A 21091-nucleotide genomic window follows, 5' to 3' on the forward strand; every position below is an offset into this window, starting at 1 on the left:
TCCGATGGCCGGAGATTTTGCGCTCGACCCCGTCACATTCGAAGTGCTGAAGAATTCCTTCATCACCAGCGTCGACCAGATGGGCGAGCAGGTCTTAAGGACCTGCTACTCCTTCGTGATCTACAACCGCGATTTCTCGAGCGCCCTGCACGACGCCAAAGGCGAATGCGCGGCGCAGGGCAATCAGGACATCGCCGTTCACGTCGGCACGCTGCACTTCACCTGCAAGGACGTCATGCGCCACTTCGAAGGTGACATGCACGAAGGCGATGTGTTTGCGATCAACGACCCCTATGCCGGCGGCACGCATTTCTCCGATGTGCGCCTGATTCGGCCGATCTTTGCCGACGGCAAGATCATCGCCTTCAGCCAGTCCAACGGGCATTGGTCCGACGTCGGCGGCAGCGTGCCGGGCTCGTTCGATGTCGCCGCCCGCGAGATGTTCCGCGAGGGGCTGCGCATCACGCCGATCCGCCTGTTCGACAAGGGCCGCTTCTGCAAGGACGTTGCGCATCTGATCGCCTCCAACACCCGCGATCCGGCGTCGATCATCGGCGACATCCAGGCGCAGGCCGAGGCGACCGCGGTCTGTGAGCGCGAGATCCTGCGGCTCGTCAACAAATACGGCCGCGACACCGTCGAGACCGGGCTCGCCGCGGTGCAGGACTATGTCGAGCGTTCGGCGCGCCAGCGGATCGCAGCACTGCCCGACGGCGAATGGGAGACGGTCGACTTCATCGACCGCGACCCCGCCGGCGGCGAAGGCATGATCCCGATCAGGATCAAGATGACGATCAAGGGCGATCGCGCGATCTACGATTTCACTGGAAGCCATCCGACCATCGGCTCGATCTACAATTCGGCCTTCGGCGCCACCTTCTCGGCGGTGGCGGCCGGCATGAAGACCTTCTTCCCCGATCTGCCGCTCAACTCCGGTTTCTACCGCTGCTTCGACATCATCGCGCCGGAGGGCTCGATCGTCGATGCCAAATGGCCGATCGCGGTCACCGGCTTCCTGATGCCGTTCGAGAAGATCATGAACTCGATCTACGAGATGTGGTCGAAGCTGATGCCGGAGCGCGCGCTCGCCTGCGCCTTCAACCTGGAATATCTGCTGACCGGCGGCCTTGACGCCCGCAGCTCCGACAAGCCGATCTTCATGTTCTACGACTGGCTGCCCGGCGGCTGGGGCGGACGCAACGGCAAGGACGGCAGCAACGTCACCACCGCCTGCTTCGGAACCGGGCTGATGTCACAGCCGGTCGAAGGCCAGGAGCGCGCCAACCCGATCCTGACCACGAAGTGCGAGATCCTCACCGACTCGCCCGGGCCCGGCAAATGGCGCGGCGGCGCGGGTGTCGAGAAGGTGTCGCGCATGTTGCAGGCAGAGAAGACCGTGATCTCCTACATCTGCGACCGCGAACGCGCCGTCGTCTGGGGGATCGAGGGCGGCCTACCGTCGATGCCGCACGGCCTGACCTTGCATCGTGCCGGCAGCAAGCCTGCGGAACGGCTCGGCTCGATCTTCTCCGACGTTCCGATCGGCGAAGGCGACGTGTTCGCGCGGCCGACCGCAGGCGGCGGCGGCTTCGGCGACCCGCTCGAACGCGATCCGCGCTTCGTGATCGAAGACATCAAGGACGACTACGTCTCGGTCGCGCGCGCCGCCAAGGACTATGGCGTGGTGGTGCAGATCGTCGACGCCGAGCTTTGCGAATACGAGGTCGACAAGGCCGCGACCGATGCGCTGCGCTCCCGGATCAGGCGCGAGCGCGTCGCCAATGTGCGGCTCGATCCGGAAGTCGTGGCGCAGCGCTACCGCAGCGGCGCGCTCGACGTCCTCGACGTGATCCGCCAGCACGCGGTGATCCTCGACTGGGGCAGCGGCGCGCTGCTTCCGGAAACCACGCGTCAGTTCCGCGAGGTGTTCGAGCGGCGCTCGGTCGCCAACTGGGCCGCGGACTGATCCGACCCGATACCGCGCCGCCCGTCGGCGGCACGGCGCGTGCATGCCTCACCTTCAATTCGAACAACGAGGACAGACCATGACCAACCATCCCGCCAATCGGTTTCGACCGATCCGCTCCACCCTCGGCATCATTGCGAGCCTTGCCGTCACGAGCCTCGCCCTTGCCGGCGCGATCACGCCGGCGTCGGCCGAGACGCCGTGGTTTCCGATGAAGGTCTATGACGCTTCGTCCGGCACCCCGAAGCCGGCGGAGTACACGCCGCTGCCGAAGGCCGAGAAGCCCTACAAGCTGTGCGTGCTGTTCCCGCACATGAAGGACAGCTTCTGGGTCGCGGTCGCCTACGGCATCGTGAAGCAGGCCGAGACCATGAACGTCAACATGACGCTGTATGAAGCCGGCGGCTACGAGAACCTTCCCAAGCAGCTGTCGCAATTCGACGACTGCATGGCGAGCGGACCGGACGCGATCATCGTCGGCGCCATCTCCGGCGCGGGCCTCAGCAAGAAATTCGAGGAAGCGAAGGCCAAGGGCGTGCCGGTCGTGGGGGTCACCAACCCGCTGCCGCCCAACGCGCTGCCCGCGGCCAACTATGTCGACTTTGTCGCAATGGGAGAGGTCACCGGCGAAGGCCTGCTGGCGCAGACCAAGCCCGGCGACAAGCTCAACATCGTCACGTTCCCCGGTCCGGCCGGCTCAGGCTGGGCGGAATCTTTCAACGAGGGCTTCAAGAAGGCGGTCGCCAAGAACGCGAACGCCAAGATCCTGGCCGAGAAGTTCGGCGACTCCGGCGTCGCGGTGCAACTTCAGCTCATCCAGGACGCGCTGCAGGCCTACCCCAGTATGAACGTGATCTGGGGCACCGCTCCCACCGCGGAAGCCGCGATCGGCGCAGTCGCCGAAGCCGGACGAAATGATCTGAAGATCGTGTCGTCCTATGAAAACCAGGCGATGCTGGACGCGCTTAACCGCGGCGACATCCTCGCCTTCGCAACCCAGTATCCAGTCGGCGAAGGCGCGATCGCAATCGACCAGGCTGTGCGTCTCATCGAGAAGAAGCCGGTGATGGCGCTTGTGCAGCCGATCGCCGCAGTGATCGACAAGACCACCGTCCCGAAATTGCAGATGGACCTCGTGCTGGCACCGGCAAGCTGGACGCCGGTCTATTCGGTCAAGGCCAAGTAAGCAGCAAGTAAGCGCCAAGTAAGCCCCGGCAACGCGTCGCGGGCGGGAGCAGGATGCTCTCGCCTGCTTGCCGGACCTGCACGGAGAAGCTGATGGATGCCGACACCGACTTGAATCGGACCGAGCCCCTGCTCGCCTTGCGGGGCATCTCGAAGCGATTTGCCGGCGTCCGGGCGCTCGATCGGGTCGATCTCGATGTCCGCGCCGGCGAACTGCACGTCTTGTTCGGCGAGAACGGCGCCGGCAAATCGACTTTGATAAACGTGGTGTCGGGCACCTTTGCCGCCGATGAAGGCACGTTCCATTTCGGTGGCGAAGAGATCCGCCATCTCACGCCGCAGCGGGCGCGCGCCATCGGCATCAGCCCGGTGTTCCAGGAATTTTCGCTGGTTCCCAGCCTCACGGTAGAAGAGAATCTGTTCCTCGGTCGCGAGGTCTCGAACGGCGGCGTTTTGCGGGCGCGGGAGATGCGCAAGCGCGCGACGGCGCTGATCGACGAGCTCGGCTTCGACCTCGATCCCTCGCAGCGGGTCGACGATCTCTCGCGCGCGCACCAGCAGATGACGGAGATCGCCAAGGCGTTGCTCGGCCGGGTGCGGCTGTTGATCCTCGACGAGCCGACGGCTTCGCTGACCGAGCGGGAGACCGGACGGCTGTTCGAATTGATTGCCCGGCTGAAGCGCCAGAATGTCGGGCTGATCTACGTCTCGCACCGCATGCGCGAGATCCGCGCGCTCGCCGATCGTGTGACCGTGCTGCGCGACGGCCGCCATATCCGCACCCTCGAGGCCGCCTCTTCGACCGATGGCGAGCTGGTCGAGCTGATGACCGGCCGCAAGATCGACCTGCTGTTTCCGGCGATCACGCACCAACCGGACAAGGTGATGGTCGATGTCGAAAACCTGACGCTCGCCGACGGCAGCGTTCGCGACGTGAACTTCTACGCCCAGGCCGGCGAGATCACCGGCATTGCGGGCCTCGTCGGCTGCGGCAAATCGGAGCTGATCCGGGCGATCTATGGACTTACGCCGATTGCCTCCGGCGTGGTCCGCCTCGACGGCCTGCCCTACGAATTCCCGGCGCCGCGGCGCAGCCTGACGCACGGCGTTGCCTATTTTCCCGCCAACCGGATCGCCGAAGGGCTGGCGCTGTCGCGCCCGATCCGCGAGAACGCATCGATGACCGCGCTCGACCTGCCCGCCTTCGCCCGCTTCGGCATGCTGCGACAGGCCGCGGAGCGCGTCACCATCGCCGGCATCATGGAGCGGTTGCAGCTCAGGCCGCCCAACATCGAGCGCACCGCCGGTGCGCTGTCCGGCGGCAACCGCCAGAAAGTGATGCTCGGCCGCGCCCTGACCCGCGAGCTGACCGTGTTCCTGTTCGACGAGCCGAGCGTCGGCATCGACGTCGGCGCCAAGCTCGAAGTCTACGAGTTCATGAAACGCCTGGTCGAGGCCGGTGCCGCGGTGATTGTGGTGTCGTCCGAGCTGCCTGAGCTGCTGGCACTGTCGAACCGGCTCTATGTCATGCATAACGGCCGGATCGCAGCCGAGCTGAAGGGCGCCGAGAAGACCGAGCAGAACGTGCTTGCGAGCTTCTTCAGGGATCACCTCACGGCGGAGGTCGCATGAACACCCTCGCCGCCTCCCGACCGTCGACATCGATCGGCCTTCAATCGATCGCCGGGCGGATCGGCTTCCTGCCGGCGCTACTGGTGGCACTCGTTGCCGGCATGTCGGCGATTGACCCGCAGTTCTACGGCATCATCAATGTCCTCAACATCCTGCGCAACGCGTCGTTTCTGGCCATCGTCGCCTGCGGCCAGGCGCTGGTGATCATCGCAGGGGGTTTCGACCTCTCGGTCGGCGCCGTCGTCGCACTGGCGAGCGTGGTGACCGCCAAGACCATGGCGGTCACGGCGGCGGCGTTTCCCGGCAACAACGCCCTCATCGTCGCAAGCGGCATCGCCGCCGGGCTCGGCTGCGGGCTGGTGGTCGGGCTGATCAACGGCTTCTGCGTCGCGAAGCTCAAGGTCTCCGGCTTCGTGGTCACCCTGGGCACGATGTCAGCGACCGCAGGCGTCGGCCTCATGATCACGAGCGGCATCCCGGTCTACGGCATGCCGGAAGTCTTCGTGAAGGGCTTTGGGCGCGCCCAGGTGTTCGGCCTGCCGACCGCGGTCTATATCGCGCTCGCCGTCATCGCCGTGATGGTGTTCGTGCAACGGCGCACGCTGTTCGGCCGCTACGTCTATGCGATCGGCGGCAATGTCGACGCCGCCGTGGTGTCGGGCGTCTCCGTCCAGCGCCACATCGTCGGCACCTATGTCGTGTCCAGCGTACTCGCCGCACTCGCCGGAATCCTGCTCACCGCGCAGGTCGGCTCCGGCCAGGCGAGCTTTGGCGGCGACCGCATGATGTTGCAGTCGATCGCCGCGGCCGTGATCGGCGGCGTCAGCCTGCGCGGCGGTGTCGGCCGGATCGAGATCGTCGCCATCAGCGCGCTGTTCCTGACCATCCTCGGCAACGCGCTCAATTTGCTGCACATCGATTCCCGCCTGCAGCCGGTGTTCCTCGGAATCATCATGGTCGCTGCCGTGGCGCTGGACGAACTCAGCCGACGGAGGAAATCCCGTGTCTGACGTCGAGCTGTCTGTCGCAGCCAAAGATACAGGACTTGCAAAGAGGCTGCCGGCCCAATTGCTCTGGCGCGCGATGCTGCCGATTGCGCTGGTCATCCTGCTGCTCGGCTTTGCCGCGGTCGACGGCCGTGTGCTTTCGCCTGCCAATTTGCTCAACATCGCGCAGCAGACCAGCTACCTCGCGCTGTTCGCGATGGCGCAGACCGTGGTGATCCTGACCCGCGGCTTCGACCTCGCGCTGGGTCCGACGGTGTCGATGGTCAGCGTCGGGACCGCGCTGGCGATGGCGGGCGCAACGGCATCGGGCCACGACACGACCCTGGTGCTGCTCGCCGGGCTCGCCGCCGGGTTCGGCCTTGGCATCGCCTGCGGCCTGTTCAACGGTGTGGTGATCGCGCTGCTCGGCGTCAATCCCTTCGTCGCGACGCTCGGCAGCTACAATATCGCGATCGGTGTCGCTACGACGCTGTCGGCGGGACGGCCGGTGCAAGGCGTGCCAAGCCTGTTCTCGCAGATCTTCTATGGTGGCAACGTTCTCGGCGTCCCCGCCGCCATCGCAATCACAATTGCGGTCGGTCTCGTGCTGCACCTGACGCTGGTGCGCACGGTCTTTGGCCGCTCGCTCTACATCATCGGCACCAACCCGCGCGCCGCGGCGGTGGCGGGCTTGCCGGTGAAGCGGATCCTGACCTTGACCTATGTGCTGTGCTCGGCGCTCGCCGCGCTTGGCGCCATCATGATGACGGCGCGCACCGGCTCCGGCGAGCCGAATCTCGGTGGTTCGCTGTCGCTGCAGGCGATCGCCGGCGCCGTGGTCGGCGGGACGAGCCTCGCAGGCGGCCGCGGCGGGGTCGGCACTGCGGTGCTCGGCGCCCTGTTCGTCACCATCCTGTCCAACGGCATGAACCTCACCCGCATCGATGGCTACGTCCAGATGGTCGTGCTCGGCGCGATCGTCATCATCGGCGTGCTGCTCGATCGCCTGCGACAGGAGCGAAGCCAATGACGGCCGGGTCTCAAGTGCAAGACGATCGGACAGCATCGATCTACGTTGCGCCCTCATTGCCGGCGGCACTCGATGCGCTGGCCGACTACGGCCCTGCCGGTGCCCCTTTTGCCGGCGGCACCTGGATCATGCGGTCGCCGATCCGGCACGAACCGCTCAGGCCGCATTATGTCGCGATCGGGAAAATCCCCGAGCTCAGCGCGATCCGGATCGGCAAGGATGCCATCGAGTTTGGCGCGGCGGTGACGCACGCGGCGCTGGCGGCGGCGTTGGCCGGCCTCCCGGAGTTCGCCGTGCTCGCGGCGGCCGCCGGCAGTTCAGCGAACCCGGCCATTCGGGCGTTGGCGACGGTCGGTGGCAATCTTTCGGCAACGGATTTCTACGCTGCCGATTGCGTGCCGGCGCTGCTCTGTCTCGATGCCGCGGTCGAGATTGCAAGCCGTGACGCCAGCGAGCGGATGAGCCTGGTCGACTTTCTCGAGCGACGATCGACATTCCTGCCTGGCCGGTTGCTCACCAGGATCATCGTGCCCCGGACAGAACGCAGGACCGCGCATGCCCGCCTGCCGCTGCGCAAATCAGGAGACTATCCCGTCGCGATCGTCAGCCTCTCCGTCAATGTCGATACCGCCAGCCATATCCAGGCGGTCCGGATCGCCGTCGGTTCCGTCGAACAGACCCCGCGCCGTTGGGGGCGGCTCGAAGCTGCCTTGCTTGGCGCCGTGCTCGATCCCGCGCGGGTGGCCGATATGGCCGCAGAACTGGCCGCGGAGTTCACCGGTCGGGACAGCGTCGAGGTGCCGCCCTGGTATCGCGTGAGCGTGCTGCCGAGCCTGGTGCGCCGTGCGGCTGCCACGGCACTTGCCAACTGACGAGATAAGGGAGACAGCAGGCATGGTCTTCACCCTGAGCGTCAACGGCGACAATCTCGCTTCGACCGCCGATCCCGTCACGCCTCTCGTCGACGTCCTGCGCGAGGAGTTTCACCTGACCGGCGCCAAGCCGGTCTGCCGCGAAGGGTTTTGCGGCGCCTGCATGGTGCTGGTCGACGGCAAGCCCGCGCCCTCATGCCTGATGCCGGTGGCGCTCGCAGAGGATTGCGAGATCCGCACGGTCGAAGGCCTCGCCGGCGGCGGCGCGCTCAACCCGATCCAGCAGGCGCTCGAGACCTGCGATGCCGTTCAGTGCGGCATGTGTTTTCCCGGCATGGTGGTGACCCTGACGCATCTTCTGACGACCACACCAGGCGCAACGCGCGACGACATCCGCGCGGCGCTGACCGGCAACATCTGCCGTTGCACCGGATATGAACGGATTATCGACGCCGCCATGCTGGCGCTCGCGGCGACTTGATGGGAGGCGCAGCGATGGCCGATGTTTCAGCGACCATGGATCTCCGGCGCCGCGATGCAAGCGACAAGCTGCGCGGCCGCACCCGCTATACCATCGATCGTTACTTGCCGGGCATGCTGCACGCGGCGGTGCTGCGCGCCAGCGTTCCGGCAGGACGGATCGTTCGCCTCGACACCGCCAGGGCGGCGCGGATGCCCGGCGTGCACGCCGTCGTGACCGCCGCCGACGCGCCCGGCAAGATCGGCATCGGCATCGCCGACCACCCGTTATTCGCGCGCGACGTGATCCGCTACGACGGCGAACCGCTGGCCGCGGTTGCCGCCAGCACGCTCGCCCAGGCGCAGGCCGCGCTTGCCGCAATCGAAGTCGAGATCGCACCGCTGCCGGCCGTGCTCACCATGGCCGAAGCGCTCGCGCCCGAAGCCGCACTCGTTCACCCCGATTGGCGCGAGCATGAGATCCTGCTCGAAGGCGGCGCACGCGCGGGCAACGTCGCCTGGGAGGCGACCGTGGTCCGCAGCGATGTCGATGGCGCTTTCGCCCGGCCAGACGTCGAGATCGTCGAAAGCACGTTCCGCGTCGGGCGCCAGAACCATGTCGCCTTCGAGCCGCGCGCGGTCGTCGCCGACTATGAGGACGGCCGTTTCCACATCGAGACGTCGACCCAGGTCCCGTGGACCGTCCGCAATGCAACCGCGCGACTGTTGGGTGTTGCTCCATCGCAGGTGCGGGTCACGGTGCCGCCGGTCGGCGGCGGCTTCGGCCTCAAATTCGACCTCGCGATCGAACCATTCGCGGCGCTGCTCGCCCGCGCCAGCGGACGGCCGGTACGTCTGGTCAACTCGCGTGAGGAGGAAATGCTGACCTGCCTGTTCCGCGAGAATGCCGAGATCCGGATCCGTTCAGCCGTGACGCGTGACGGCGAGATCGTCGGGCGCGAAGCCGTCGTGCTGATGGACTGCGGGGCATATGGCGGCGAGCAGGTCTTCCTGACCACCATGACCGCGCACACACTCGGCGGCAACTACCGGCTCGGTTCGGTGCGGCTGGTCTCGCGTGCGGTCTACACCAACACTGCGCCGAACGGCGCGTTCCGGTGCTGCAACGGCGTCTACAACACCTTCGCACTGGAGCGGCACACCGACGAGATCGCGCAACGCATCGGCATGGATCCGCTTGTCTTCCGCCGCCGCAATGTGCTCGGCGACGGCGATCTCGGCGCCACCGGCCAGGTGTTCGAGGGCGACGTGCTCGGTCCGATGCTGGAGCGGATGGACACGCTGCGGGATCCGGCCGCACCGCCGCGCGCGCTTGCAGATGGTCGGCTCTATGGCCGCGCCACCACGGTCGGCACCTGGTTCGTCTTTGTCGGTCCGTCAGCGGCGACCGTGAACATGAATGCCGATGGCACGGCGACGCTGGTGACGTCGGGCGTCGAGATCGGCTCGGGCTCGATGATGCAGAGCCTGCCCCAGATCGTCGCCAGCACGCTCGGCATCCCCCCGGAAACCGTGATCGTGCGCGCCGCCGACACCGACGCCGCCGGCTATGACGTCGGCGTCGGCGGCGGCCGCACCACGGTCTCGCTCGGCGCTGCGAGCCTGTCGGCCGCGCAGGAAGTCCGCACCAAACTGCTCAAGATCGCCTCCGAGTGGATCGAAGCGGCGCCCGAAGACCTCGTGATGCGCCAGGGACGGATCGAGATCGCCGGCGCGCCGGGGTCCGGCCGCACGATCGCCGAGGTCGCGGCGCGCGCCCAGGCGCAGATCGGCCCGATCTCCGGCACCGGCGCCTTCACCGGAGCCGGCGTACAGGCGATGCCGGGATGCGTTGCCGGTCACTTCATCGACGCGATCGACATCCCGATCTTCGCGGTCCATGATTGCGAGGTCGCAGTCGACCCGGAGACCGGCCATGTCGAGGTGCTCGCCTATCGCGTCGTCCAGGATGTCGGCCGCGCGCTGAACCCGCGCGCGATCCACGGCCAGATCCAGGGCGGCGTCGTGCAGGGACTTGGCTACGCCCTGCACGAGGAGGTGACGATCGGCGCCAACGGCCGGGTCTGCCAGAACGGCTTCGAGACCTACCGCGTGCCGCTGGCGCAGGACGTCGTTCCGGTCGAGATCAGCCTCTACGAGGGCGCACCGTCGATCGGACCTCTCGGCACCAAGGGCGCGGGCGAGGTCCCGATCCTGAATGTCGGCGCGGCCGTGGCATGTGCGGTGGCAAACGCGACGGGAAAGCGCGTCCAGGAATTGCCGCTGACGCCGCCGCGCGTGCTCGAGCTGCTGCTCGACCGCAAACAGGACCTCGCATTGGCGCACATCGCAGCGGCCTGGGCAGACAATCTCGTCCGCCCTCACAACCAATCGGATCGCTCGTGAAAACTGAGTGAGCGCCAACGCGCGGCGTCAGGTTCGATCCAACGAGCGGCGTTACGGAGAGACTGTTTCCGCCGATGGCAGGCTGATGATCCGCAGCGCGCCCACCTCCCGGGACAATGGCGCGCCGAGCACAAGTGAGAGCTGATGCGATGCGTCGGTGAGGCGGGACGCCAGCGCCTGCAGGTCGGCCCGGCGGATGCGTTCGATGGGGCCGCTCACCGTCATCGCACCCATCAGCGCGCCGTCGTGTCCGAAGACGGCGGTGGAGAGCGAGGCCGTCACGGCGTCGTAGACTCCCGAACTGACGAACACATGCACACCGTCATTCATGCGATCCGCAAAGTGGGCCGTCTGCAGCACCTGTCCCGTCGAGGTCAAATCGAGCGGTGCGAGATTTGTCGGCCGCGCGACATCGCGCACGAGCTGGGGCGAATCCACCCGAAACAGGCAGAGCCGGCTATCGCGTTCGCGCACGTGGAACGCGCTGCTCTCCAACGTTTCCTGGCTTAGCCGCTGAAGCACCGGCAGCACATGCTGTTCGAGATTGAAATTGGCCCGATAGGTGGTGCCGAGCTGGAACGTCTTTGCACCGAGCGCGTAGCGGCCGTCGCTGAGGCGGACGACGTAGCCGGCCTCATCCAGCGACACCAGCGAGCGCATCACGGTCGGCTTCGCCAAACCCGTGATCCTGGCGATGTCGGCCAGGCTGCGCGACCCGGCTCCAGCGAAGGTATCCAGGATCGCCAGCGCACGTTGCACGGCGGTGACCCCCTGCGTCTTGGGCATCGAAATCCCCTGTCCTGCCGATTCCGGGTTGACCTCGGCGCGTCGCCATTACACTATGCGTAACGGCATTCCATTTTCAATGGGGTTCGGTATGGCCGTAGGGTTCAGGATCCTTTCCCGCAGGCGCGTGGTCGCAGGCGAATGGGTCGAGCGCGCCCGCGCCCTTCCGGTCGCCAATATCAGTGATGTGATGTCACGCATGACCTCGGGCGGCGCCGCGCTCCGGCCGATGCATGCGGCCGGCGGCATGGCCGGTCCCGCTCTGACCGTGAAGACCCGTCCCGGCGACAATCTGATGGTCCACAAGGCGCTCGACATGGCGGTCGCCGGCGACGTCATCGTGGTCGATGCCGGTGGCGACCTCAGCAACGCAATCTTCGGCGAGATGATGCTCGCGCAGGCGGCCCGGCGCGGCGTCGCCGGCATCGTTGTCCATGGTGCGATCCGTGATGCCGCCGCCATCCGCGCGAACCGCCTTCCCGTGTTCGCCGCGGGTGTCACCCATCGCGGTCCCTATAAGGACGGTCCGGGTGAGATCAACGGACCGATCGCGATCGGCGGCATGGTCATCCAGTCCGGCGATTTGGTGTTGGGCGACGACGATGGCGTGCTCGCCGTCGCCATCGATGATTGCCGAGCGGTGATCGAGGCCGCCGAAGCCAAGCAGGCCGCCGAGACCAAGCAAATGGCGGCGATCGAAGCCGGTACGCTCGATCGTAGCTGGGTCGACGCCTCGCTCCGCCGTCTCGGTTGCGAGATGCCAGAGGTCTAGCGATGGCCGGGCGCACGATCTCCGAGAAGATCCTCGCTCGAAAATCCGGGCAGGATGCGCGCGCCGGGGACCTCGTGGTCTGCGAAGTCGATTGCGCGCTCGGCACCGACGGTTCGGTCCCGATGGCGCTCGACTATTTCAAGGCGATGGGCGGGAAGAGCGTACGCGATCCCACGCGACTGGTGTTTGCGCTCGACCACTACGTGCCGCCGACGAGCCCGCAGACGATCGAACTGCACCGCGTGATCCGAGACTTCGCCAAGCGGTTCGATGTCACACTGCATGAGGCCGGCGAAGGCATCGGCCACCAGCTCATCGTCGAGACGGGCCGCGCGCTGCCGGGCGGCTTGGTCGTCGGAGCCGACAGCCACGCCGTGACCTACGGGGCGCTGAATTGCTTTGCGACCGGGATCGGCTCATCCGATCTCGCCGCCATCATGCTGTGCGGCCGGATCTGGTTGCGGGTGCCGGATTCGATCCGCGTCGTTCTGGCCGGACAACTGCCGAGCGGCGTCTACGCGAAGGATATCGCATTGGCGCTCGCGGGCGTGCTCGGCGCTGACGGTGCCGCCTATCAGGCACTCGAATTCGCGGGACCGGGTGTCGCCACGCTCGCACTGGAGGACCGCCTCGTCCTGAGCAATCTTGCGGTCGAGATGGGAGCGAAGACCGGCATCTTCCCGGCCGACGTTGAAACCGTCGCCTATCTGCAGGGCCGCACCGGCCAGGCTTTCGAGCCGGTCGCAGCGGATCCGGATGCGCGCTACAGCCGGACCGTGGAGATCGCGCTCGACGCCCTGACGCCACAGATCGCGTTGCCGCATCTGGTGGATCAGGTGGTGGCGCTCGAGGATGCGGCCGGCACGCCGGTGCAGATGGTCTATCTCGGCACCTGCACCGGCGGCAGGTTACGCGATTTCCATCAGGCCCTCGCCGTGCTCGAGGCGGGCGGAGGCGTCGCACCCGGCGTGCAGCTCGTGGTCACGCCGGCATCGCGCGAGGTCCGCGACGCCATGGCGGCCGATGGCACGCTCGAAGCCCTGGTCGGCTTCGGCGCGACGGTGGTTGAGCCGGGCTGCGGCTCCTGCTGCGGGACCTGCGGGGTGATTCCCGGAGACGGAGTTTCAGTGATCTCGACCGCCAACCGCAACTTCAAAGGGCGCATGGGCAACGCCAAGGCATCGATCTACCTCGCCTCCCCGGCCGCATGCGCAGCCGCCGCGACACGCGGTGTCGTGACCGATCCGCGCAAGGTGTCGCGATGACAGTTTTGCGAGGGCGCGCGCGGCTTGTCGGCGACGACGTCAACACCGACTCCATCATCAGTTCGACCCGCAAGCGGCAAAGCCTCGACCCCGCCGTTCTCAGGCAATTCCTGTTCGAGCATGTCGACCCGGCCTTCGCGGCCTCAGTGCAGCCCGGAGACATCCTGGTGGCGGGCAAGAATTTTGGTTGCGGCTCGGCCATGGAAGTCGCGGTCACGACGGTGCTCGGAGCCGGAATTCCGGCGGTGCTGGCGCGAGGCTTCTCGCGCACCTACTACCGCAACGCCATCAACAACGGCCTGCTGCCGCTCGTCTGCGATACCGGCGGGATTCGCGAGGGCGACATCCTGGTCTCCAACGGCACCGGCGCGATCCGCAACGAACGCAGCGGCGAGACGCTCAGCCCGGAGCCGCTGCCGCCGATCATGCTGGCGATCCTGCGCGCGGGCGGCCTCGTTCCCTACATGCGTCAGAACGGTGACTTCAAACTATGACTACCACAGAGACTCCTTCCGCCATCGCCTCGACGGGCTACCGTCTTCGGCTTCCCGGTCCGACCGAAGTGCCCGAGCGGGTGCGGCAGGCGATGGCTCGGGTGATGGTCAACCATCGCGGTCCCGAATGCCGGACTGCGATTGGCGAGGCGGAAAAGATGATCCGCCCGATTCTTGGCGCGACGAACCACGTCCTGTTCTTTGCCAGCTCCGGAACCGGCGTCATGGAGGCCGCGCTCGTCAACGTGGCCGGACCGGGCAGCCGGATCCTGGTGATCGAGCATGGTCAATTCGGTGAGCGTTTCACCACGATCGCTAAGGCCATGAACATCACCGTCGATACGGTCGCGATCGAGTGGGGCCAGGCGATCGATGTCGCCGCGGTGGAAGCCCGGCTGCGCGAGCACGCCTATCGCGCCGTCGTCGTCGTGCACAATGAGAGCTCGACCGGGATCGTCGCCGATCTCGCGGCGCTCGGCGCGCTTATGCGCGACAGGCCGACGCTGCTCATCGCGGATTCCGTCAGCGGTCTCGGCGGCATCGAGATGCGGCAGGACGAATGGGGCGTCGACATCGTGGTCTCGGCCTCGCAAAAGGCCTTGATGTGCCCGCCCGGCCTCGCACTTGCCAGCGTCAGCGCCAAGGCGTGGCGCGTGATCGGGCAGGACGAAGGGCGATCCGTGTTCTATTGGGATTTCCGTCGCGCGTTGAAATCCGCGGAGCAGAACGAGACCCCGTTCACGGCGCCGGTCAGCCACATCTACGGCCTGCGTGAGGCCTTGACGATGATGCATGAGGAAGGCTTGCCCGATGTACTCGCCCGCCACAAGAAGCTTTCCGGCGCGCTGCGCGCCGGCGGCGCGGCGCTCGGGCTTGCAGATTTTTGCCGCGAAGAGCCGCGCTCGAACACGGTCGTGGTTTTCAAGGTCCCCGACGGGCTCGAAGGCGGAGCCATCGTGCGGCAGCTCTACCAGGATCACCGCACGGTGATCGCAGGCGCCCGCAACCGTCTGTCAGGCCGCGTCATCCGGTTTGGCACGATGGGTGCTTTGAGCGCGGGGACCATTCTGACCGACCTTCTGCATCTCGAAGACGCACTCACGAAACTCGGCCTGCCGATCGAACCCGGCGCCGGGCTCAAGGCGGCCACCGAGTACCTCGCCGCAACCACATGAGCAACCGCTGAACCTGCAAGGGCGAACCACGATGAGATCTCCTGCCTCCGTCCTCGCCCGAGTCGTGACGCTCGCGGCATCGCTGTTCGCGGCCGGGCTGGCCTCGGCCCAGCAGAACGTCGTGCTTTATTCCGCCAACGACGACACCGTGAACAAGCTTGTCGCCGAAGGCTTCGCCAAGGCGACCGGGATCAAGGTCGATGTGGTCTCGACCGGATCAGGTGTGCTGGTGCGCCGCGTCGCCTCCGAGGCCGCCAATCCGCAAGGCGACGTGATCTGGGGTGTCAGTGCGACGCTGCTGCGGCTGGCGAGCCCGCATCTGCAGGCTTACGCGGCCAAGGGCCGCGAAGCCGTGCCGGCCCAATTCCGCGACCCAAACGACCTTTGGCTCGGCACCAACATCCAGGTCGTTGTGATCGGCCAGAACACCAAGGCGATCGACAAGGCCAGCGGGCCTAAAGCCTGGGCCGACCTCCTCGATCCGAAATGGAAGGGCAAGCTCGCCTTTACCGACCCGGCCAATTCCGGATTCTCATATGCGGCCGCGACCACGCTGCTCTCGCTGTGGGGCGCTGATGACGCAGCCTGGACCAAGATGGACGGGCTGCTTGCCAATGCGAAAGTGCTCAACCGCTCGACCCAGGTGTTCGACGGGATCGGCAGCGGCGAATATCCGCTTGGCATCACCCTCGAATATGCCGGGTTCCTGTGGGCCCATAATGGTGCGCCGGTGAGCGTCGCCTATCCGGCCGAGGGCACATATGCGGGCGTCGAGGGCGCGGCCGTCCTGAAAGGCGGACCGAACCCGGAGCCTGCCAAACGGCTGGTCGACTATCTGGCCAGCAAGGAAGTCCAGGAAATGCTGCTGAAAGCGACCTTCCGGCGCCCTGCCCGTCAGGATATCGAGCTCGAGGCAGTCGCACCCGGGATGCTGCCCTTCTCGGCGATCAAGGTGCTGCCCTATGACGACGTCAAATGGGAAGCAGCCCGGCGCGACACGCTCGCGCGGCTGAAGACCACGATCCAGAACACGCGCTGATCCGATGACCAGGATCCGGATTAAAAACCTGACCCGCACCTTCGGCGCGGTGCGGGCCGTGGACGACATCTCGCTTGACATCAAGCATGGCGAGCTGTTCACGCTGCTTGGGCCTTCGGGCTGCGGGAAGACGACGCTGCTGCGCATGATCGCAGGCTTCGTCGATATCGAATCCGGCTCCATTTCGTTCGACGACCGGCGCATCGATGCTCTGCCCGCGCATCGCCGCGACACCGGCATGGTGTTTCAGAACTACGCGATCTTCCCGAACCACACCGTCGCCGAAAACGTGGCCTACGGGCTGAAGGCCAGGAAGGTCCCGGTTGCCGAGATCGCATCGCGCGTCGACAAGGCGCTCGAGCGGGTACGCCTTGCAGGCTACGCTCCCCGCTCGCCACACCAGCTCTCCGGTGGTCAGCTGCAACGGGTGGCAATCGCCCGCGCGCTCGTGATCGAACCCGCCGTACTGCTGTTCGACGAGCCCCTGTCCAATCTCGACGCGCAGCTGCGCACCGAAATGCGGATCGAGGTCCGACAGCTGCAGCAGGCGCTCGGTCTGACTGCGATCTACGTGACGCACGATCAGGAGGAGGCACTCGCCATCTCCGACCGCATCGCCGTCTTGCGTCATGGCAAGATCGAGCAAGTCGACACGCCGGAGCGCATCTATCGGATGCCGCAGACTGCCTTCGTTGCCGAATTCCTCGGCTCGACCAATATGGTGCCGGGCATCGCGGGAGCTTTCGACGGCCGTAACACCAATGTCGCGGCAGCAGGAACGGAGTTCTCAGTCAGAGGCGAAGTCGCAACGCCAGGTGCACCGGTGTTGCTGTCGGTCAGGCCGGAGGCCCTGCGGCTGGGCGACGGTTCCGGTGGCCCGCTTGTGCAAGCGCGTCTGGCGCTGCGCGAATTTCTCGGCCCAATGCAGCGTCTCCACGCAACCCTGCCGGACGGCACCCCAATTCGGATCGCGGCGCTCGGCGGCCAGGCGCTCGATGTCGCGCCCGGTGCGCCGCTCACCCTTGCCTACGACCCCGCCCAGATCACGGCGTACCCGGCGCCATGAAACGCTTTGCCACCATCGTGACGCTGGCGGCCCTGGTGCTGCTCGCGGTGTTTCTGCTCTACCCGCTGGCGCTCGTCCTGGATGCCAGCGTACGGGTCGACGGCACCGGCAGCCTGACGCTTGGGAACTATGCGGCGATTGTGAAGAGCCGCTACTATCTCGGCAGCATCGGCAACAGTCTGTTCTGCGCCGCGCTCGCGACGGCCTTCGCATGCGCGATCGGCATCCCGCTCGCCTTCTGTCTTGCCCGCATCGACATACCGGGCCGCGCGCTGCTGCTGACGCTTGCGTCCCTGCCGCTGGTCCTGCCCTCCTTCGTCAGCGCCTATGCGCTGGTGCTGCTGTTCGGCCATGCCGGCGTCGTCACCACCGCATTGCGCGGGATCGGCATCCCGATCGGCTCGATCTATGGTGTGCCCGGCATCGTCATCGTGTTCACGTTGACGCTCTATCCGTACGTCGTCATGCCTGTGCTGGCTGGTTTCCAGGCCGTGGACGCCTCGATGGAGGAGGCAGCGCGCAATCTCGGCGGTTCACGGCCCTATGTGATCCGCACCGTGCTGCTGCCGATCGTGATGCCGGCGATCCTGGCCGGCGGACTCCTGGTGTTCATTGAGGCGCTGGAGAATTTTGGCGTGCCGGCGGTGCTGGCTGAGGACCGGCCGTTCCTGGCCGTCGACATCTTCAAGCTGTTCGCCGGCGAATCCGACGCCAACCCGGCTGCGGCGGGCGCGCTCAGCGTGCTCCTGATCGCCTGCACGGCGCTCGCGCTTCTCGTGCAACGGCACTATCTCGGCAAGCGCCGTTTTTCGACCAATGCCCGCAGTGCGCCCGCGAAGCTGCCGCTGACGCCGGGACTGCGGCTCGTGGCCACGGTCGTGAGTTGGGGCATCGTGATCGCCTCGCTGCTGCCTTTCGCGGCCGTACTGATGATCTCCCTCCTCCGCTTCCGCGGCCCCGTCCTGACCTGGGAGCTCGGATTGGGCAATTACGCGACCCTGCTGTCGGGCTCCTATCGGCCGCTGCTCAACACGCTGACGCTCGCCAGCATCGCGGCCGTCGCCACCATGCTGATCGGCGCTCCGATCGGCTATGTCGTGGCCCGGCACCGCTCCCGCCTGTCGGGGTTGCTCGACTTCGTCGGCATGGTGCCGTTCGCGGTCTCGGGCACGATCCTGGCAATTGGGCTCATCATCGCGTTCAACAGCGGTCCTTTGGTTCTGACGGGCGGCTGGCTGATCCTGGTCATCGCCTATGTCGTGCGCAAATTGCCCTTCGCGATCCGCTCGTCCGCGGCGATCGTGCATCAGCTCGATCCCTCGCTCGAGGAAGCCTCGATCAATCTCGGGGTCTCGCCGAGCAAGACCTTCGCGACGCTGACGGTGCCCTTGATGGCGAGCGGCCTTGTCGGCGGGCTGGTGCTGGTCTGGATCACCGCGGCATCCGAGTTGAGCGCAACCATTGTGCTCTATGCGAGCGGCTGGGTCACCACGACCGTCGTGATGTACCATGCGATCGAGGGCACCGGCGCGGGCCTCGCGGCCGCCGCGGCCGCAGTGCTCATCCTGGTCACCGCAATCCCGTTGCTTCTGATCAACCGGCGCATCAACAAGCAGGAAACGACGGTGATATGACGGCAGGACAGGACGCTATGAACGAAGCAACCCCGACGCTCCCGAATTTCCGCAGCGACAACGTCGCGCCGGTCAGTCCCGAGATCCTGCGAGCGATCGCCGAGGCCAATCGTGGCCCGGCCGCCGCCTATGGCGACGACGATTATTCGAAGTTGTTGAATGCGCGTTTCTCGGAGCTGTTCGAGACCGAGGTCACCGTATTCCCGGTCTCGACCGGCACGGCGGCCAATGCCTTGTCACTCGCGAGCTGCGTGCGCCCCTATGGCGCCATCTATTGTCACGAAGAGGCGCATATCCACACCGCGGAAGGCGGCGCCACCGAAGCCTTCACCGGCGGGGCGAAGCTCGTCGCCATGTCCGGCCGAAACTTTCGGATCGAGCCGCCGAGCCTGCGCGAGGCGCTGGGCCGGGCGGCCTGGGGAGTCCGCAACCGCTCGCAGCCCGATGCGGTGTCGATCACGCAGGCCAGCGAATATGGAACGATCTACCCCCTCGCCGAGATCGCCGAGATCGGAGCAATCGCCCACGACAGGAATCTGTCGCTGCACATGGACGGCGCCCGGGTCGCCAACGCGCTCGCGCGGCTCGGCTGCAGCCCGGCCGATATGACCTGGCGTGCCGGCGTCGACATTCTGTCGTTCGGGGCGACCAAGAACGGGGCGATGTCGGCGGATGCGATCGTGGTGTTCGACCAGGATCTCGTCGAACCCCTGTCCTATCGGCTTCGCCGTGCCGGCCAGACCTTCTCAAAGATGCGCTTCGCGTCTGCGCAGCTGCTCGCTTACATCGAGGATCGCCTTTATCTACGGCTCGCGGCCAAGGCCAATGCCGTAGCCGCCCGCCTTGGAGCGGGTCTTGCCGCGCTGCCCGACGTGCGGCTGGTTGCCCCGGTGGAGGCCAATCTGGTTTTCGTCAACCTGCCCGCTTTGGCCATCGACCGGCTCGCGGCGAATGGGCTGCAATTCGCGCGACGCGGCCAGGAGGTGATCCGGTTCGTCGCCCGCTTCGACAGCACCGAACAGGAGGCTGACGAGGTCATCGCACTCGTCCATCGCGCGATCTCGGGAAGCTGAGAGCGATTATTCCGTAATCGCTCATTCTGGAGACGGATGCCCGGCCCTGAGTCAGGACGAAGCTGGTCGAACCATCCTGGCATTTCCGAGCAGCACGGCTTCAAAGTCGTCCGCGTCACCGCTGACATTCACCTGCTCGAAGTATTCGTACCAGCCCGACGCGGCGACCTGCCGCTCAAATTCGCGTTGAAAATCGACGTTCGGTACACGATAGACGCAAAAGAAATCGTACGGAGCACGACGATCGGTCGCGGGAGAGTTCAAACCATAAGCGACGACCTCGACACCAGCGGACTTCAGACCTTTGACCGCCTCGGCCACTTTCGTCACGAAGTCGGTTCTCTCGCTTTCCGGGCATTTGGTCCAGGCGGGCCGGTAGTTATAGAGCTCGATGAAGATTTGCTGCATGACGCGCATCCTTCTGAAGAACGACGATTTACACCACAGAATATCCGCAAACTACGGCACCGGACGAGACGGCCCCTAGAGCCGTCCCATCGTCGAGCAGCGGGCTCTCACACCCTCCAACTCTTGAACCGGCATCAGCTGCTTCACGATTTCCGTCGTGTGAGCCAATGTTGCAGGATCGGCCAGTTCGGGGCGCCCGGTTCCGAAAGGAGGTTGCGGCGCGTACTCAAATGACAACTCGGCGACGCGGCCGACGGCCTCTCCGGCGATTTGGCCGATCATGGCAAGGCCGAAATCGATCCCCGCAGTCATGCCGCCGCCCGTCGCACGGTTGCGGTCGATGACGTACCTGGCGTCGGTCGGAATTGCGCCGAACAGAGCGAGATGCTCCCGCGTGTACCAGTAGGAGGCCGCCTTGTATCCCTTCAGGAGTCCGGCCGCGCCGAGCAACAGCGAGCCGTTGCACACGCTTGTGATCCACGTGGCGCGACTACCGACACCGGCGATGAAGTCGAGGGTCCGGTCGTCCTGCAGCTGCTTGAAAAGAGAGAGTGTGTTGCCAGGGACGAACAGGATGTCCGGATCCTTCCAGCAACTTCCAAAATCCTCCGTCGCCTGCACGCTGACACCGGCGTCGGAATCGACGATGCCCTTGTCCTGCCACACGATCTGCGAGGAGAATCCCGGAAGCATCATGAAGGCCTGCATCGGACCGGCCAGGTCGATGAATGTGAAGCCAGGAAAAGCAAGCGCCAGTACCTTCATCGCTACCTCGTTCGCCTGAATTTGTGAATTCGCGTTGAAATCCCGCGCAATCTAGCTGAGAATGCCCATGTCAGAAAT

The 21091-nt window shown here is 66.0% G+C and carries 19 protein-coding genes; 16 read left to right on the top strand and 3 right to left on the bottom strand.

What is annotated here, in order from left to right:
• Positions 1 to 4: 4 nt before the first annotated feature.
• The 8 genes from WDM24_RS25360 (at position 5) to WDM24_RS25395 (ending at position 10536) form a co-directional block, all read left to right on the top strand.
• Positions 5 to 1966 (top strand): hydantoinase B/oxoprolinase family protein, encoded by a 1962-nt coding sequence (locus WDM24_RS25360; protein ID WP_338827517.1) that lies wholly within the window; start codon positions 5 to 7, stop codon positions 1964 to 1966.
• Between the two features lie 79 nt (positions 1967 to 2045).
• The gene (gene torT, locus WDM24_RS25365; RefSeq protein WP_338827519.1) at positions 2046 to 3152 is read left to right on the top strand and encodes a TMAO reductase system periplasmic protein TorT; all 1107 of its coding nucleotides are present in this window, start codon (positions 2046 to 2048) and stop codon (positions 3150 to 3152) included.
• 92 nt (positions 3153 to 3244) lie between these two features.
• Entirely contained in the window at positions 3245 to 4783 is a 1539-nt protein-coding gene (locus WDM24_RS25370) for a sugar ABC transporter ATP-binding protein (RefSeq protein ID WP_338827521.1), read from the top strand.
• Positions 4780 to 5793 (top strand): ABC transporter permease, encoded by a 1014-nt coding sequence (locus WDM24_RS25375; protein WP_338827523.1) that lies wholly within the window; start codon positions 4780 to 4782, stop codon positions 5791 to 5793. Before WDM24_RS25370 ends, WDM24_RS25375 begins: the two co-directional genes overlap by 4 nt.
• Complete coding sequence (locus WDM24_RS25380; protein ID WP_338827525.1) at positions 5786 to 6799, top strand: ABC transporter permease; 1014 nt, start codon at positions 5786 to 5788, stop codon at positions 6797 to 6799. The genes WDM24_RS25375 and WDM24_RS25380 overlap by 8 nt, the downstream gene beginning before the upstream one ends.
• Complete coding sequence (locus WDM24_RS25385; RefSeq protein ID WP_338827527.1) at positions 6796 to 7671, top strand: FAD binding domain-containing protein; 876 nt, start codon at positions 6796 to 6798, stop codon at positions 7669 to 7671. The genes WDM24_RS25380 and WDM24_RS25385 overlap by 4 nt, the downstream gene beginning before the upstream one ends.
• A 22-nt stretch (positions 7672 to 7693) precedes the next feature.
• Complete coding sequence (locus WDM24_RS25390; RefSeq protein ID WP_338827529.1) at positions 7694 to 8152, top strand: (2Fe-2S)-binding protein; 459 nt, start codon at positions 7694 to 7696, stop codon at positions 8150 to 8152.
• A gap of 14 nt (positions 8153 to 8166) precedes the next feature.
• Complete coding sequence (locus WDM24_RS25395) at positions 8167 to 10536, top strand: xanthine dehydrogenase family protein molybdopterin-binding subunit (protein ID WP_338827530.1); 2370 nt, start codon at positions 8167 to 8169, stop codon at positions 10534 to 10536.
• Between the two features lie 51 nt (positions 10537 to 10587).
• Here the strand turns inward: WDM24_RS25395 and WDM24_RS25400 are convergent, their stop codons facing one another.
• Entirely contained in the window at positions 10588 to 11322 is a 735-nt protein-coding gene (locus WDM24_RS25400) for an IclR family transcriptional regulator (protein ID WP_338827532.1), read from the bottom strand.
• Between the two features lie 91 nt (positions 11323 to 11413).
• On the opposite strand from WDM24_RS25400, the gene WDM24_RS25405 reads away from it, so the two are divergent.
• The 8 genes from WDM24_RS25405 to WDM24_RS25440 are packed head-to-tail and all read left to right on the top strand — an operon-like array spanning position 11414 to position 19840.
• Entirely contained in the window at positions 11414 to 12094 is a 681-nt protein-coding gene (locus tag WDM24_RS25405) for an RraA family protein (protein WP_338827534.1), read from the top strand.
• A 2-nt stretch (positions 12095 to 12096) separates the two neighbouring features.
• A complete protein-coding gene (locus tag WDM24_RS25410) occupies positions 12097 to 13359 on the top strand; it encodes an aconitase/3-isopropylmalate dehydratase large subunit family protein (protein WP_338827536.1) in 1263 nt (420 codons plus the stop codon).
• On the top strand, positions 13356 to 13853 hold the full coding sequence (locus WDM24_RS25415; protein ID WP_338827538.1) for an alpha-IPM isomerase: 498 nt from the start codon (positions 13356 to 13358) through the stop codon (positions 13851 to 13853). The genes WDM24_RS25410 and WDM24_RS25415 overlap by 4 nt, the downstream gene beginning before the upstream one ends.
• A complete protein-coding gene (locus WDM24_RS25420) occupies positions 13850 to 15028 on the top strand; it encodes an alanine--glyoxylate aminotransferase family protein (RefSeq protein ID WP_338827540.1) in 1179 nt (392 codons plus the stop codon). Before WDM24_RS25415 ends, WDM24_RS25420 begins: the two co-directional genes overlap by 4 nt.
• Before the next feature lie 31 nt (positions 15029 to 15059).
• Entirely contained in the window at positions 15060 to 16067 is a 1008-nt protein-coding gene (locus tag WDM24_RS25425) for an extracellular solute-binding protein (protein WP_338827542.1), read from the top strand.
• A gap of 4 nt (positions 16068 to 16071) precedes the next feature.
• Positions 16072 to 17133, top strand: coding sequence for an ABC transporter ATP-binding protein (locus WDM24_RS25430; protein WP_338827544.1), 1062 nt, complete (start codon positions 16072 to 16074; stop codon positions 17131 to 17133).
• Positions 17130 to 18767 (top strand): iron ABC transporter permease, encoded by a 1638-nt coding sequence (locus WDM24_RS25435; protein ID WP_338827546.1) that lies wholly within the window; start codon positions 17130 to 17132, stop codon positions 18765 to 18767. The genes WDM24_RS25430 and WDM24_RS25435 overlap by 4 nt, the downstream gene beginning before the upstream one ends.
• Positions 18768 to 18784: 17 nt before the next feature.
• Positions 18785 to 19840 (top strand): threonine aldolase family protein, encoded by a 1056-nt coding sequence (locus WDM24_RS25440; RefSeq protein ID WP_338827548.1) that lies wholly within the window; start codon positions 18785 to 18787, stop codon positions 19838 to 19840.
• Positions 19841 to 19891: 51 nt separating this feature from the next.
• On the opposite strand, the gene WDM24_RS25445 is transcribed toward WDM24_RS25440, so the two are convergent.
• Complete coding sequence (locus WDM24_RS25445; protein ID WP_338827550.1) at positions 19892 to 20248, bottom strand: DUF6616 family protein; 357 nt, start codon at positions 20246 to 20248, stop codon at positions 19892 to 19894.
• Positions 20249 to 20323: 75 nt separating this feature from the next.
• Positions 20324 to 21013, bottom strand: a complete 690-nt coding sequence (locus WDM24_RS25450; protein ID WP_338827552.1) for a DJ-1/PfpI family protein — start codon at positions 21011 to 21013, stop codon at positions 20324 to 20326.
• Between the last annotated feature and the right edge of the window lie 78 nt (positions 21014 to 21091).

Source organism: Bradyrhizobium sp. 27S5 (assembly GCF_037217225.1).
Lineage (GTDB): Bacteria > Pseudomonadota > Alphaproteobacteria > Rhizobiales > Xanthobacteraceae > Bradyrhizobium > Bradyrhizobium septentrionale.

Excerpts from the sequence above, each read along its gene's own strand:
- WDM24_RS25370 (WP_338827521.1), top strand. The coding sequence starts at position 3,245 with ATGGATGCCGACACCGACTTGAATCGGACCGAGCCCCTGCTCGCCTTG.
- WDM24_RS25430 (WP_338827544.1), top strand. The coding sequence starts at position 16,072 with ATGACCAGGATCCGGATTAAAAACCTGACCCGCACCTTCGGCGCGGTG.
- WDM24_RS25445 (WP_338827550.1), bottom strand. The coding sequence starts at position 20,248 with ATGCAGCAAATCTTCATCGAGCTCTATAACTACCGGCCCGCCTGGACC.
- WDM24_RS25385 (WP_338827527.1), top strand. The coding sequence starts at position 6,796 with ATGACGGCCGGGTCTCAAGTGCAAGACGATCGGACAGCATCGATCTAC.
- WDM24_RS25415 (WP_338827538.1), top strand. The coding sequence starts at position 13,356 with ATGACAGTTTTGCGAGGGCGCGCGCGGCTTGTCGGCGACGACGTCAAC.
- WDM24_RS25440 (WP_338827548.1), top strand. The coding sequence starts at position 18,785 with ATGAACGAAGCAACCCCGACGCTCCCGAATTTCCGCAGCGACAACGTC.
- WDM24_RS25390 (WP_338827529.1), top strand. The coding sequence starts at position 7,694 with ATGGTCTTCACCCTGAGCGTCAACGGCGACAATCTCGCTTCGACCGCC.
- WDM24_RS25400 (WP_338827532.1), bottom strand. The coding sequence starts at position 11,322 with ATGCCCAAGACGCAGGGGGTCACCGCCGTGCAACGTGCGCTGGCGATC.
- WDM24_RS25435 (WP_338827546.1), top strand. The coding sequence starts at position 17,130 with ATGAAACGCTTTGCCACCATCGTGACGCTGGCGGCCCTGGTGCTGCTC.
- WDM24_RS25410 (WP_338827536.1), top strand. The coding sequence starts at position 12,097 with ATGGCCGGGCGCACGATCTCCGAGAAGATCCTCGCTCGAAAATCCGGG.
- WDM24_RS25405 (WP_338827534.1), top strand. The coding sequence starts at position 11,414 with ATGGCCGTAGGGTTCAGGATCCTTTCCCGCAGGCGCGTGGTCGCAGGC.
- WDM24_RS25360 (WP_338827517.1), top strand. The coding sequence starts at position 5 with ATGGCCGGAGATTTTGCGCTCGACCCCGTCACATTCGAAGTGCTGAAG.
- WDM24_RS25420 (WP_338827540.1), top strand. The coding sequence starts at position 13,850 with ATGACTACCACAGAGACTCCTTCCGCCATCGCCTCGACGGGCTACCGT.
- WDM24_RS25425 (WP_338827542.1), top strand. The coding sequence starts at position 15,060 with ATGAGATCTCCTGCCTCCGTCCTCGCCCGAGTCGTGACGCTCGCGGCA.
- WDM24_RS25375 (WP_338827523.1), top strand. The coding sequence starts at position 4,780 with ATGAACACCCTCGCCGCCTCCCGACCGTCGACATCGATCGGCCTTCAA.
- WDM24_RS25450 (WP_338827552.1), bottom strand. The coding sequence starts at position 21,013 with ATGAAGGTACTGGCGCTTGCTTTTCCTGGCTTCACATTCATCGACCTG.
- WDM24_RS25395 (WP_338827530.1), top strand. The coding sequence starts at position 8,167 with ATGGCCGATGTTTCAGCGACCATGGATCTCCGGCGCCGCGATGCAAGC.
- torT (WP_338827519.1), top strand. The coding sequence starts at position 2,046 with ATGACCAACCATCCCGCCAATCGGTTTCGACCGATCCGCTCCACCCTC.